This window comes from Amphibacillus sp. MSJ-3 (assembly GCF_018919165.1).
In the GTDB taxonomy this organism is placed as follows: Bacteria; Bacillota; Bacilli; order Bacillales; family Amphibacillaceae; genus Amphibacillus.
Genome location: NZ_JAHLQM010000015.1, coordinates 31,405 through 44,147, shown reverse-complemented (window position 1 = coordinate 44,147; position 12,743 = coordinate 31,405). Strand labels below are relative to the sequence as shown.

Sequence of the window (12,743 nt, the reverse complement as noted above, 5' to 3'; positions counted from 1 at the left end):
TGGGCGGATGTGGAATTTAATTAAAAAAGACTTTTTAACGATTTCTCGTGACCGTTCGGAATTTCTAATTTTGCTTGTCATGCCAATGGTTTTAATTACAATCTTGGGTTTTGCTTTAGGGAGTATTATGTTTGGTACTGTAGACATGGACCCCATTCCTGTAGCACTTATCATTGAAAATGATCTTGAACAGGATCTCGAGCAATTTCGAAAGGATCTAACTGCTGAAGGAATACCTGAACAAGCGATTGAGCAAATGATTATCAATGCTGAAGAGATTGATCCAGTAGCTAGCTTAGAAACTGTTCTTCGTTCTCCGGAACTGAGTGACATGATCGATTTAAAAGAAAACTATGATCAGGAGCAGGCGGAAGAAGCTTTAACTACGGATGAAGTTTTAGCGGTGATTACGATTCCAGAACAATTTTCTTATCACACATTATTCGCTTTTTATTTTGAGGAAGAAACAGAGGCAGATATTGGACTCTTTGTTCAGGATCATGAACAAATTCAAGCAACAATTGTTGAAGGGATTTTAACTAGTTTTTCAGATCAATATAATTTAGAGTTGTCGATCGCCTTTGCAACAGAGGGAGAGACAGTAGAGACAACGATCTCAGAAGAAAACTTTGGTACGATCACTCATTTTTCAACAGGAAAACCTGTTTCCGCCTTTCAATACTATACGATTGGGATGGCTGTAATGTTTGCTCTCTATGTAGCATCAACAGTATCAAGTAATGCGTTTAAGGAAAAAAAGAATCATATGTTTGCTAGATTAATGATGACAGGCGAGCGTCCGTTGAACTACTTATTAAGTAAAGTTATTTCAGCAGTTATTTTAACACTAGTCCAATTAACAATTCTATTCATTGCATCAACACTGTTATTCCAGACTTTCACAGGAACGAGTGTGGAGTTTTGGGTAAGCTTAGCAATCATTTCATTTGTTTTCTCGCTTGTTATCGGTGGCTTAGCGGCATTTATGACTGCAATTGCGATTCAATTTAATAACGATGCGATTTCAGGGTTTTTCTCAGGCGGTGCCGTTGTCATCTTTGCTTTTCTTGGAGGAAGTTTATCACCTATTGAACAATTCTCACCGTTAATGCGGGAACTTGGAAATTTGACACCTAATGGCGCGATGATGACTGCCTATCTTCAATTAATACAGGGGTTTAATATAAATGACTTTTTACCGATGATTTATCGCGTTCTTCTGATGGCCGTTCTGTTTATTAGTTTAGCGGTAGCAATCTTTCCGAAGAGGAGGTTAATCTAATGTGGTCTGTCTTTAATTTACAATGGTTACGATTAAAAAGAGAACCAATCCTTGTCTTATCTTTTATTACGATGACCATTTTATTCGTCTTTTTTATCGGTGGAACACAGGGTGAGCAAACGATCACAGTCCAAACGTTTAGTGATCAATTAACCGAATCTGAGCTAGATGAGTGGATCGATGATCTAAATGATGGAAATCACTTTGAGTTTGAAGCAAGTGATCGAGCAACAATTGAGAACCAACTGCAAATGAGTCAGATTACTTATGCACTTGAATTAAATCACGATCATTATCAGTATTTAGTTGGTCAGGACTCCTTTTTCATCAATGCTGTTAACCAACATGTTGAACAGGTTTATCGGACGAAGTTAAGAATAAGAGAAATGGCTCAACAGTTCCCTGATCGATCAATCGAACTGAAAAACTATTTAACGATTGAATCAGAAAGTTTAGCAAATTCTGTTTCAAATAGTAATGAAGAAGGAGCGCATATCGTTTCCGGTATGACATTATATTTTGCTCTTTATACTGTTTTATTCGGCATGATGAATATCGCGGTAGAAAAAAGAACAGGAACCTGGGATCGATTAATCATTACACCACTAAAGAAAAGCAGTATTTATGTTGGTCAACTACTGCATTATTTTTCGCTAGGTGTACTTCAAATAGGCATTTGCTTTGTTATTTTTGATCAGCTACTTAACTATCATTTTGGCGATCAATACCTATCTATTTTAGTAACAGTGATGGCATTTATCTTTGCTTCAGTCGCTCTAGGTATGTTGATTATTGCATTAATAAATTCCCCGCAGCAATTACAGGCTGTGATTCCGATTGTATCAACAGCGTTTGCAATGCTCGGAGGTGCATTTTGGCCACTTGAATTGGTGACGAACAATTTCCTAATCGCATTGGCAAAAATAACACCAATTTATTATGGAATAAAAGCATTAAAAGATGCGATGTTATATAACGCAAGAGTAATTGATATTCTTCAGCCGATTTCAATGTTATTATTAATGGGTGTTCTATTTATGGGAATTGGTCTTAATTTAATGGAGCGGACAAAATAAAAAATTACAGAAAGGTTCACTTGCTTAGCTAGGCAAGTGAACCTTTTATCTGATTTTTCTTGGCTAATCCCTTGTTGGTGTTATAGCTTAAGCACCTTCAAGCATGTCTCGGTTCTTATAGCCAAAATAACCGAACACCATCATGCCGATACTCAGAGCAGTGATTACAATAAATGTCATCAGTTCAAATGATTCAACCGGCATTTGTGGAATCCAACTTTGTATCGCTGTTTTTAAAAACCAATTTGGTAAATCTAAAATACCAGAAAAGTAAGTTAAGATAAAAGAATAACCAAGATAGGCGTATATAAATTTCCCTAATTTAGGTGCCCAACCAAGAGCTAAGGCAGCTAGAGCAGTAAAAAATAAGACAACTGGAAAGAAGTTAAAACCTGCTACAAGGAAATCAGTCAGGCTCATCGTTGTCTGATTTCCCATAACGGCAAGTGCGGTACCACCAAGACCGCCTACAGCTAATAAAATTCCTACGATACCTGTGACAATTGCTAAACCAATATTGGTCCAATATAATTGGCCACGAGTCACTTTTGTCGCATGAAGTTGACTTAAATAGAGTCGATGTTCTACTGAGAACAGTTTGTTGATGATCGCAATGGGTAAAATAACAACTAATCCTATCATCACCATCATAATCGTAGCTGTAAACGATGCTTCAATTGAGAAACCAGATTGAGTAAACATCTGCTGTAATAATGCATTACTTTCAAGGAATGATTGCATATCACCATAAATCGAACCATAGGCAGCTCCTAAAATAAGAAATGAGATGAGCCAACTTATGATGACACCTTTATTTATTTTGATAAATAGACCGTGAACAGAAAGCAAGGATTTCTTTGCTGATACACGTCCTTCTTTTTCAGGAAGATAACCAGCTCCCATGTCACGTCGCCCTTCTAAGGCAAAGGCAATGATCACCATTATAATAGAAAAACCCAAGGCTAGAAAGATTGGTAACCAATTGTTTTTAGTAAAGGGGTAGGTTAAATATAACCAGCCTAGCGGGTTATACATAGAGAGAGTAATATTCGAAATATCTGTTGTTGCACGTGTAATATAAAGAAGTCCGATAATTCCGAGCGTTGAACCTATGGCACCAGCTGAATTTGGCATAATTTGTGCCATTACAAGTGCAATTGCCGCCCCAATTAGCCCAGCGATTGCTACAGATATTCCAAATAAAAATGAACCTTGAACAGAAATTGTATCCGTACCAAAGCTTGCTAACATCCCACCAATTAAAAAAGCGAGTAAGGTATTAATTAAAAGAACTTCTATAATCGTTGCAAATGAATTTGCTTGCCGTCCAATTTGAAATGAGCGAATAAGCTCTGTTAAACCAAGATCCTCTTCCTTTCGGGTGTGCTCAACCACATGTAGTGCGGCGATAATCATCGCAAACAATCCACAAAACAGTAACATTTCATGTGCATACATCGCACCAATTGTATAATCAGAAGCTGTTTCAATTGGAGTCGGTCCAACAATTGAGACCATGGCCGGATTTTGCAATGTTTCAAACATACCGATTAACCCTTGCCCTTTTGCGATTTCTTCAAAGACAGGAACAAAGCCTGCTGAAAATAGGCCAACACCTAAAATCCAAATGATTATTTTTTTCCAATCCCGTTTTATATGTTGTAAAAATAGCGTATACCAACGTGCAAATTTCTCTTGCATTATATCTCCACCTCCGTATCAATACTTATCCTTCATAATGGCGCATGAACAGATCTTCTAAAGTTGGCGGAACAGCTTCAAACTTTTGAATACCTAATGTCGTTGCTTGCTTGAGAATGTCATTAATGTAACGATTGTCTGCAGAGAATGTCGCTTGATTATCCTTTTGAATAAAGTCGTGGACACCGATAAGAGAGGCCATTTGTGAAATATCATCTTTTGTAGTTAAGGTTACTGTTGAACGAGTTAAGTGGCGTAATTCGTCAAGAGTACCTGTTTCAACAATTTTCCCTTGTCTAATGATGACAACTTTATCTGCTAACCGCTCCACTTCACTTAAAATATGTGAAGAAAGCAAGATTGCCTTCCCTTTCTGTTTAATTTTTTCTACTTCATCTTGAAACACAGATTCCATTAAAGGATCAAGCCCTGAAGTTGGCTCATCAAAAATATAAAAATCAGAATCAACAGATAATGCAGCGATCAAACCAACCTTTTGACGATTACCTTTCGAGTATCCCTTAGCTTTTTTCTTAGGATCTAACTCAAAGCGTTTGATTAGCTCATCTCGTTTTTGTTTGTCACCACCACCGTGTAATTTAAGGAATAAATCGATAATCTCGCCACCTGTTAAATTTCCCCAAAGAGAAACATCACCAGGAACATATGAAACTCGTTTATGAATTTCGAGACTATCCCGCCAAACGTCTTTTCCAAAAATCTTTGCTTCACCTGCATCCCGTTTAATAATACCTAATAAAATCCGAATCGTAGTTGATTTACCTGCTCCATTCGGACCAATAAAACCAACAACTTCACCAGGGTTTACGGTAAAGGTTACATCACTTAAAGCTTGAAATTTCCCGAAGTTCTTCTGTAAACCTTTTAAAATAGCAATTTCAGACATCATCTTGACACTCCCTCATTTTAAGTTTTAATTTTATCTAATTGTGAATTCACTTATTCAACAAGTTTTATACTATATTACAACTATTAGTTCAATACTATCATTACTATTCAATGTAATCAACAATATAAATACTTTTTTATATTTGATAGTTCATATCTAACTGTATATAATATAGTCAGAAATGGAAGTTAGATTATCCTAAAGCGAATGAGGTATAGAAAGCGGGTCATGTAAGTGAATGGGTTTGAGAAACGAACAGAAGAAAAAAAGCAGAGTGTTTTGCAGTCGGCCTTTGAATTGATGAATAAGGAAGAGGATATAAGACATGTAACGATGGATGAGATCGCTCAACACGCTGACGTTGCGAAGGCAACAATTTTCAAGTACTTTACCAACAAAGATAATTTAATTCATGAAGTATTTGAATTCTTTATGGCACAAATGATAGCAAGTGCGGAGCGAATTATTAATGAGAATAAACCGTTTGAAGAAACGTTGATTAGATTGGCTCAAAGTAAGATTCACTTTTTAAATACAATTAACAAACAATTTTATTCTACAATGATGGCCTATCTAACTGAGAAAAATGAGAGTGGATTATCGATAATGATGCAACAATATATTGATGAAAATTATCGGATGATGTTAGATTTATTTCATCGTGGACGCAAAGAAGGAAAGGTAGATTTAAAATATTCTGATGAATTTTTATTGCTTTATTTTCAAGCAACGGTTGAGGGAATCTCAAATCCACAAATATACGAAAGGGTTGTCCCGTATACAGAAGAGTGGACAGAGATACTAATAAAAGGGATTGCACCAAAAGGGAAATAGTAACTCGATTTTATCAATGATTAGTACTATTAAAAAATTTAGCTTAACGATATAATAGGGAAAAGAACATAATGAAATGAGGTTTGTTAAGATGTACCTCGGTTTTGATATAGGTGGGACATTTGTTAAATATGCGTGGATGGAACGTTCAGGTAGACAGGTTGAGCAAGGTAAATTCCCGACGCCTTATGATAGTGCTGAATACTTAGTCGAAAAAATGGTAGAAGTTTATCACCAAACACCAGAAGAGATTAAAGGAATAGCGATAAGCTGCCCAGGCACAATTGATATTGATACTGGAATGGTTTATTATGGTGGCGCTTTGACATACCTTCATGAAAAAAATATTGCTCAGATGTTAAGTGAAAGTTGTGGCCTTCCTGTCTCCATTGAGAATGATGGGAAATGTGCAGCCCTTGCTGAAAGATGGCAAGGCAGTGTAAAGGACTATCGCCATAGTATCGTACTTACATTTGGTACAGGAGTTGGTGGTGGAATTATTATTGACGGTAAACTCCATCGAGGTGCTAATCTAGAAGCAGGTGAACAAAGCTATGTGATGGAAACTTTCAATCATGAGACTAATCATGCGGAATTTGTTGGCCCAGCTTGTTCAGCTTCTGATATGGTTAATGAGATCGCAAAACTAAAAGGTTTAGATGAAAATGATGGTATCGGAGCTTTTGAATATATTAATGCGAAAGATCCGGAAGCTCTTGAAGTTTTTAATCATTTTTGTAAAAATGTTGCTATTCAAATTCTTAATTTACAATATATTATTGATCCAGATGTTTTTGCAATTGGTGGTGGCATCAGTATTCAACCCGCTTTTTTACAAGGAATTAATGAAGCGATTGAACTGATTAAACGAGAGAATCCACATCATATGGCTAGACCAAAAATAGTGACTTGTCACTTTAATAGTTCGGCTAATTTATATGGAGCCTTATATCATTACTTGCTACAACATGAATCAATTGAATAAATATAACTAAAAAAAGCTAGGCAATCAAAGCTAGCTTTTTTTGTTGAAAGGCGATAGCTGATAATGTTGTTAAACATAGAGTAGTCAGCGCCAACATGTTATAATAATAACTATAGTATCATTTGAAAAGGGAGCTTTTTTATGGATAGTTCAATAATAATTTTAGTTGTTTTAGTCGTCTTCTTAGGCTCTCTAACACGATCTACATTTGGATTTGGAGATTCAGTTGTTTCGATGCCTTTATTAGCTTTACTTCCGTTACCGATTAATACAGCTATTTCTTTAATTGGCTTAACTGGTTTCTCTGTCGGTCTAATGGCAATATTTTCGGCATGGAAATATATTAATAAACGGATTCTCTTCCTTCTTTTAATTAGTATGTATGCTGGTATTCCGATTGGTCTTTATTTAGTGATTAATGTACCTCAAGAAAAGGTGACACAAGTTTTAGGCCTCTTTTTGCTCGTTTATGGTGTCTACTCACTGGTCAAACAAAGGCTTGATTTAGAATTACCAGATCGATGGAAGGAAAGCAACCTACTTGCGCTTCCTTTTGGATTTTTATCGGGTGCATTAGGAAGTGCTTATAATATGAATGGGATTCCGATTGTTATTTATGGAACCTTTACCGATTTAGAGATGAAAACTTTCCATAGTACTTTGCAAAGTCATTTTATTATTTCAAGTATTTCCATTGTTCTTGGGCAAGCATTGGGAGGTTTATGGACGGGTGAGTTATTTGTCTATTATCTTGCTTCATTACCGGCCATTTATCTTGCATATCGAGTGGGTAAGTCCATTCGACAGCGCTTACCAATTCATCGATTTCAAATGCTGTTGTTTATTTTTATTCTGTTTTTAGGGTTTATTCTCTTATTAAGTGGGGCTTAAATTTAAAAAAATACTAAATAGAGAGACTGTAAAATTAGGAGTGACATCATGTCTTTTACAAACTTAGACGAAATCATTGATTTGGCGGAAAGACAGCAGAAGAAATTGGCTGTTTTAATGATTGAAAAAGAAGTTAAACAAACGGGGATGGCAAAAGAAGCAATTATTAAAAAAATGCTAGATCAATTTGATATTATGGAAGAATCAGTGCGGAAGGGAACCCAAAATCCTATTCAGTCTCGTACTGGATTATCAGGGGGAGATGGATACCGCTTATTTAAGTATGCGCAAAGTGAGAATTCTTTTGTAGAACCCACAACTTTACATACAGCTGCTAATGCTTTAGCCGTGTCAGAAGTGAATGCTGCGATGGGGCGAATTGTTGCGACACCGACGGCTGGTTCAGCTGGTATTTTACCAGCCGTTCTTGTTCAAGCATTGGATAGTGGCCGATTTACGCGTGATCAGATTATTGAATCCATGTTTACTGCATCGGCCTTGGGATTAGTGATTGCTAACAAAGCATCGATTTCGGGTGCTGCCGGTGGCTGTCAAGCTGAAATTGGCTCGGCTACAGCTATGGCTGCAGGTGCTCTCGTTGAATTAGCAGGAGGTACACCAACTCAAGTTGGTCACGCGGTAGGGATCGCTTTGAAAAATTCACTTGGCCTAGTATGTGACCCTGTTGCTGGTTTAGTTGAAATTCCTTGCATTTATCGAAATGGATTACATGCAATTACAGCCCAAGCAGCAGCAGATATGGCGTTAGCGGGTGTGAAAAGTATTATTCCGCCAGATGAAGTTATCCAAGTCATGCATGAGGTTGGTCAAGAGATGCCAGAATCCTTAAGGGAAACTGGAATTGGTGGACTAGCCGGAACACCGACAGGTCAAAAATTGAAGAATCAAATATTTAAAGCGGAATCACATGATTGTGGCCCTGCAAAGTATAATAGTGCTTATGATATTGTCGGTCCAATCATGGTTGGGCCATCAAGTTCTCACACAGCAGGTGCTGTCCGGATTGGTAATATTGCCTACCAACTGCTAAATGAAAAGCCGCAATCTGTTACTTTTACCTTAATGGGCTCGTTTGCTAAAACATATCAAGGACATGGGACGGATCTAGCCTTGTTAGCAGGAGTGCTTGGATTAACAACGATGGACGATCGAATCTCAAACGCGAAAGAAGTCGCTATTGAACAGGGTTTATCGTATTCGTTTACGACACGTGTATTAGGAAGCTACCATCCAAATACAGTTTTAATTGACTTGGCTGGTGAATCAAGAAAGATCAAGTTACTAGCAAGTTCATTGGGCGGAGGAAAAGTTGAAGTCCAAGAGCTCGATAATTATCCACTCAAATTTAGTGGCGAGCAACCAACGCTTGTATTGAGACACAGAGATAGTCGTGGAGTTATCGCTGACCTATCAAGATTTCTTTACGAAAAAGGCTTTAATATTGCTAGAATGTTGAATGAACGCTCAAAAATAGGTGGCTCAGCAATTACAATTTGTGAAGTAGATCATCACGTAGATCGGCAGTTATTACAACAAGTGAAAAATGATCTTCCTATCATTGATGAGCTTTTGTTAATTCAAATCGATTAAAAGTCCTTGTTTTATTAACATGGTGGTAAAGATGGTTATGACTTGTTATTTAGTGTCATGCTATAATCAATCATACCTTTTTCGATGTAACATAAGCTATTTAGTAAGAGTTTTTGATAGAGAACGGGGTTAATATTAGGTAGACTAGATTAATAATATAAGAAATACACAAATAACTGTGGATAACAATGAAGTAATCTGTTGATACTGTGGATAAAAGTAATAATCCTGGCTGAATTTAGGATTGAATTGTGGATAAACTTGTGGATTACCTTTCCTTTCTTAATTGTCGTATTTATTCTCAGTTAGGTCATTATGAAATTAACTTATCTAGATAACAAATAAGTGGACTAGACAAATTGATTGCCTAGCCCACTTAATAAACATTAATCTATTTTATCATTAAATATTAATCCATCTTCACCTAAATGAATAATTTTTAAGCGGTTTTTATTTTTAATAAAGATTGATTTATATTCCTTATTTGATTGATCTGATTTAAAAAGCATGACCCTTTTATTTTGATTATCTGTTAGTAATTCGTATTGATAGACAGATAAGTCAATGTATTGTTCAACAACTTCCATTTCCTCAAAGCTATCTACATCTGTATCATTGTCTTCTGACTCGGCTTCTTCTTGGTCGTCATCCTCAGTAACCTCATCAGGTTCATCAACCTCATTAGGCTCATCAACCTCATCCATTTCATTATTCTCGACTTGTTCTGATTCGGTATTTTGATTATTGCCTGTATCTGGGCTTTCGTTCATATCCGCCTGACAAGCAGTTAAGAATAGAAGTAAGACAACTCCTGAAATAATATATTTGATCTGTTTCATAACTTTCATCCCTTCTTTATAGTCTAGTAAATGTTACTGCTTATTTATCTATTTCTTTAGTATAATTAAGGTTGTTTTACTCTGCATATCCTTCAAACAATGAGCAAATCTTTACAATTGTCTCAACGGCTTTTTCCATATGATCAACGGAAACGTATTCGAATTTTCCATGGAAATTCTCACCGCCTGTGAATAAGTTAGGTGTTGGCAAGCCCATGTAGGAGAGTTGAGAACCATCTGTTCCACCACGAATCGGTTCAATGATCGGATCAATCCCAAGATCCTCCATTGCCTCGGATGCAATATCGATAATATGATGGACGGGTTCTATTTTTTCGCGCATATTATAATATTGATCTGTCATCTCTATTGAAATGACTTGCTCACCATATTTTTGTTTAAATTCTTGAACGAGCTTAAGAATGAAGTCTTTTTTCTGCTCAAAAGATTTGCGGTCATGATCACGAATAATATAGTAAAGTTTACTTGTTTCGGTATCACCTGTAAAGGAAAGCAGATGATAGAATCCTTCATATCCCTCCGTAAATTCAGGTGCCTGTTCAGCTGGTAAACGGTCATTGAAGGCAATCGCCATTTTAATAGAATTAAGCATTTTATTTTTTGCTGTTCCTGGATGAACATTATTACCAAAAAGGGAAATCTTCGCAGCAGCAGCATTAAAGCTTTCATATTGTAATTCACCTAAAGGCCCACCGTCAACTGTATAAGCATAATCTGCATCAAATGCATCAACATTAAATTTATGTGGACCCCGGCCAATTTCTTCATCTGGAGTAAAAGCAACACGAATTTTACCGTGCTTGATTTCCGGATGTTGAATGAGGTAGTCCATTGCTGTTATGATTTCAGCTATACCTGCTTTATTATCAGCACCAAGTAATGTTGTCCCATCTGTTGTAATTAATGTTTGCCCTTGATAGTTTTTCAAAGCAGGATAGTCATCTGTTCTTAAGACGATGTTCTTTTCTTCGTTTAAGACAATATCTTCACCATTATATTTTTCGACGACTTGTGGTTTGACATTTTTCCCTGTTAGATCTGTTGCGGTATCAAGATGTGCTAGGAAGCCAATTGTTTCAACCTCTTTATCTGTATTAGCAGGCAATGTTGCCATGACATAACAATGCTCATCTATTGTGACATTTTCCATTCCAATTGTCTTTAATTCTTCAAAAAGCTGTTTTGCCAATGTCCATTGTCCTTCTGTTGATGGACATGTTTCGTTGTCCTCATTGGATTGAGTATCGATTTTAACATAAGAGGTAAATCGTTTAATTAAGTCTTGTTTCATTCGTTGTCATCTCCATTTATTTTCGATAATTATATTTTAACATAATTAATTATCGATGAATAATTAGTACGGAAAACTGTTAATAGATTTAGTAGTTATGTTAAAGTAGAAGGTAACACAGACGGTGAGCTGTTTGCAAGGATTTTTAACTGAATTTTATAGTAGAGGGGTTAGATCATGTCGGAGCAAATAAATAAGCGTAAGGCTGAGCACATTACATTGTGTTTAACAGATCAAGTAATGGGTGAAGGGATTACATCGGGAATGGAATCGGTACGATTAATTCACAATGCCTTACCTGAAATTGATTTTAATAAGATTTCATTATCAACAACTTTCTTCGGTCAAGAAATGGCTACTCCATTTTTAATCAGTTCAATGACGGGTGGTTCAGAGGAAGCAACTAAAATCAATCGAAATTTAGCTATTGCTGCTCAAGAGCGAGGTTGGGTATTTGCTTTGGGATCAACCCGGGCCTTACTTGAAAATGATGCTTATAATGATTCATTTCAAGTCCGGAAATATGCGCCAACGACCCCGATTATTGCTAACCTCGGGGCAGTTCAACTAAATTACGGTTTTTCGATTGAACAATGTCAAAAGATAATTGATTTAACAGAAGCTAGTGCACTTGTTCTTCATTTAAATACAATTCAAGAAGTGATTCAGACAAATGGGGATACAAACTTTGAAAAGCTATTACCTAAGATTGAACAACTGGCTAAAACGCTAGATGTCCCACTTGGCATAAAAGAAGTGGGTTGGGGAATAGACGGTAAGTCGGCCCAACGATTAGCTAATGTAGGTATTCAATTTATCGATGTTGCAGGTGCTGGTGGAACATCCTGGAGTCAAGTAGAGAAGCTCCGGTCCAATGATCCTATCCGAAAGCAAGCAGCTGAGGCGTTTGTCGATTGGGGTATCTCTACTGTTGAAAGCTTGGTAACAGTGAGAAAAATAGTAGATGATACAGCGGTTTTTGCTAGTGGTGGGATGAAAACAGGAGTGGATGCGGCTAAGGCAATAGCACTAGGCGCGGACTTTGTTGGTTTTGCTCGCTCTCTCTTACAAGATGCAATCGAATCGGCTGATGCTGTGATCGAGGTGTTAGCGACGCGTGAATTAGAGTTACAAATGGCTATGTTTGGTTTAGGAATAGCAACCATCGAAGATTTAAAACAAACAGATCGAGTAAAATTAAGCTAATGATTAAATAACCTTGTATGGTCTTTGCGAAAAGGACAGTGCAAGGTTATTCTTTTCATGATCCGATAAAGGGATTAAGGAATCTTTTTCTAACGA

General features: G+C 36.7%; 11 protein-coding genes. 7 read left to right on the top strand and 4 right to left on the bottom strand.

Going from position 1 to position 12,743, the window contains the following annotated elements:
- Positions 1-7: 7 nt before the first annotated feature.
- Positions 8-1,282 carry an ABC transporter permease gene (locus tag KQI76_RS06185; protein ID WP_216399449.1) on the top strand — a complete coding sequence of 425 codons (1,275 nt, stop codon included), beginning with the start codon at positions 8-10 and terminating at the stop codon, positions 1,280-1,282.
- A complete protein-coding gene (locus tag KQI76_RS06180) occupies positions 1,282-2,358 on the top strand; it encodes an ABC transporter permease (protein WP_216399448.1) in 1,077 nt (358 codons plus the stop codon). The genes KQI76_RS06185 and KQI76_RS06180 overlap by 1 nt, the downstream gene beginning before the upstream one ends.
- An 87-nt stretch (positions 2,359-2,445) precedes the next feature.
- Here the strand turns inward: KQI76_RS06180 and KQI76_RS06175 are convergent, their stop codons facing one another.
- Together KQI76_RS06175 and KQI76_RS06170 are read right to left on the bottom strand one after the other, a co-directional pair.
- Positions 2,446-4,059, bottom strand: coding sequence for an ABC transporter permease (locus KQI76_RS06175; protein WP_216399447.1), 1,614 nt, complete (start codon positions 4,057-4,059; stop codon positions 2,446-2,448).
- A 25-nt stretch (positions 4,060-4,084) separates the two neighbouring features.
- Positions 4,085-4,966, bottom strand: a complete 882-nt coding sequence (locus KQI76_RS06170) for an ABC transporter ATP-binding protein (protein ID WP_216399446.1) — start codon at positions 4,964-4,966, stop codon at positions 4,085-4,087.
- 237 nt (positions 4,967-5,203) lie between these two features.
- Here KQI76_RS06170 and KQI76_RS06165 point away from each other — a divergent pair, with 237 nt between their 5' ends.
- The 4 genes from KQI76_RS06165 to sdaAA all read left to right on the top strand — a co-directional run bounded on the left by KQI76_RS06165 (position 5,204) and on the right by sdaAA (position 9,290).
- The gene (locus tag KQI76_RS06165) at positions 5,204-5,803 is read left to right on the top strand and encodes a TetR/AcrR family transcriptional regulator (RefSeq protein WP_216399445.1); all 600 of its coding nucleotides are present in this window, start codon (positions 5,204-5,206) and stop codon (positions 5,801-5,803) included.
- A gap of 91 nt (positions 5,804-5,894) precedes the next feature.
- Complete coding sequence (locus KQI76_RS06160) at positions 5,895-6,788, top strand: ROK family protein (protein ID WP_216399444.1); 894 nt, start codon at positions 5,895-5,897, stop codon at positions 6,786-6,788.
- Between the two features lie 141 nt (positions 6,789-6,929).
- Positions 6,930-7,679, top strand: a complete 750-nt coding sequence (locus KQI76_RS06155; protein ID WP_216399443.1) for a sulfite exporter TauE/SafE family protein — start codon at positions 6,930-6,932, stop codon at positions 7,677-7,679.
- A gap of 48 nt (positions 7,680-7,727) precedes the next feature.
- A complete protein-coding gene (gene sdaAA / locus KQI76_RS12040; protein ID WP_216399442.1) occupies positions 7,728-9,290 on the top strand; it encodes an L-serine ammonia-lyase, iron-sulfur-dependent, subunit alpha in 1,563 nt (520 codons plus the stop codon).
- 386 nt (positions 9,291-9,676) lie between these two features.
- Here the strand turns inward: sdaAA and KQI76_RS06145 are convergent, their stop codons facing one another.
- Together KQI76_RS06145 and pepT are read right to left on the bottom strand one after the other, a co-directional pair.
- Positions 9,677-10,129, bottom strand: a complete 453-nt coding sequence (locus KQI76_RS06145; RefSeq protein WP_216399441.1) for a hypothetical protein — start codon at positions 10,127-10,129, stop codon at positions 9,677-9,679.
- Positions 10,130-10,205: 76 nt separating this feature from the next.
- A complete protein-coding gene (pepT, locus tag KQI76_RS06140; RefSeq protein ID WP_216399440.1) occupies positions 10,206-11,441 on the bottom strand; it encodes a peptidase T in 1,236 nt (411 codons plus the stop codon).
- Positions 11,442-11,618: 177 nt separating this feature from the next.
- Between pepT and fni the strand changes: the two genes are divergently transcribed.
- Positions 11,619-12,647 carry a type 2 isopentenyl-diphosphate Delta-isomerase gene (gene fni, locus KQI76_RS06135; RefSeq protein WP_216399439.1) on the top strand — a complete coding sequence of 343 codons (1,029 nt, stop codon included), beginning with the start codon at positions 11,619-11,621 and terminating at the stop codon, positions 12,645-12,647.
- The last annotated feature ends 96 nt before the right edge of the window (positions 12,648-12,743 follow it).

What these genes read in the sequence shown, in the direction of transcription:
- KQI76_RS06185 (WP_216399449.1), top strand. Translation starts at nt 8, where the DNA reads ATGTGGAATTTAATTAAAAAAGACTTTTTAACGATTTCTCGTGACCGT.
- KQI76_RS06180 (WP_216399448.1), top strand. Translation starts at nt 1,282, where the DNA reads ATGTGGTCTGTCTTTAATTTACAATGGTTACGATTAAAAAGAGAACCA.
- KQI76_RS06175 (WP_216399447.1), bottom strand. Translation starts at nt 4,059, where the DNA reads ATGCAAGAGAAATTTGCACGTTGGTATACGCTATTTTTACAACATATA.
- KQI76_RS06170 (WP_216399446.1), bottom strand. Translation starts at nt 4,966, where the DNA reads ATGTCTGAAATTGCTATTTTAAAAGGTTTACAGAAGAACTTCGGGAAA.
- KQI76_RS06160 (WP_216399444.1), top strand. Translation starts at nt 5,895, where the DNA reads ATGTACCTCGGTTTTGATATAGGTGGGACATTTGTTAAATATGCGTGG.
- KQI76_RS06155 (WP_216399443.1), top strand. Translation starts at nt 6,930, where the DNA reads ATGGATAGTTCAATAATAATTTTAGTTGTTTTAGTCGTCTTCTTAGGC.
- sdaAA (WP_216399442.1), top strand. Translation starts at nt 7,728, where the DNA reads ATGTCTTTTACAAACTTAGACGAAATCATTGATTTGGCGGAAAGACAG.
- KQI76_RS06145 (WP_216399441.1), bottom strand. Translation starts at nt 10,129, where the DNA reads ATGAAACAGATCAAATATATTATTTCAGGAGTTGTCTTACTTCTATTC.
- pepT (WP_216399440.1), bottom strand. Translation starts at nt 11,441, where the DNA reads ATGAAACAAGACTTAATTAAACGATTTACCTCTTATGTTAAAATCGAT.
- fni (WP_216399439.1), top strand. Translation starts at nt 11,619, where the DNA reads ATGTCGGAGCAAATAAATAAGCGTAAGGCTGAGCACATTACATTGTGT.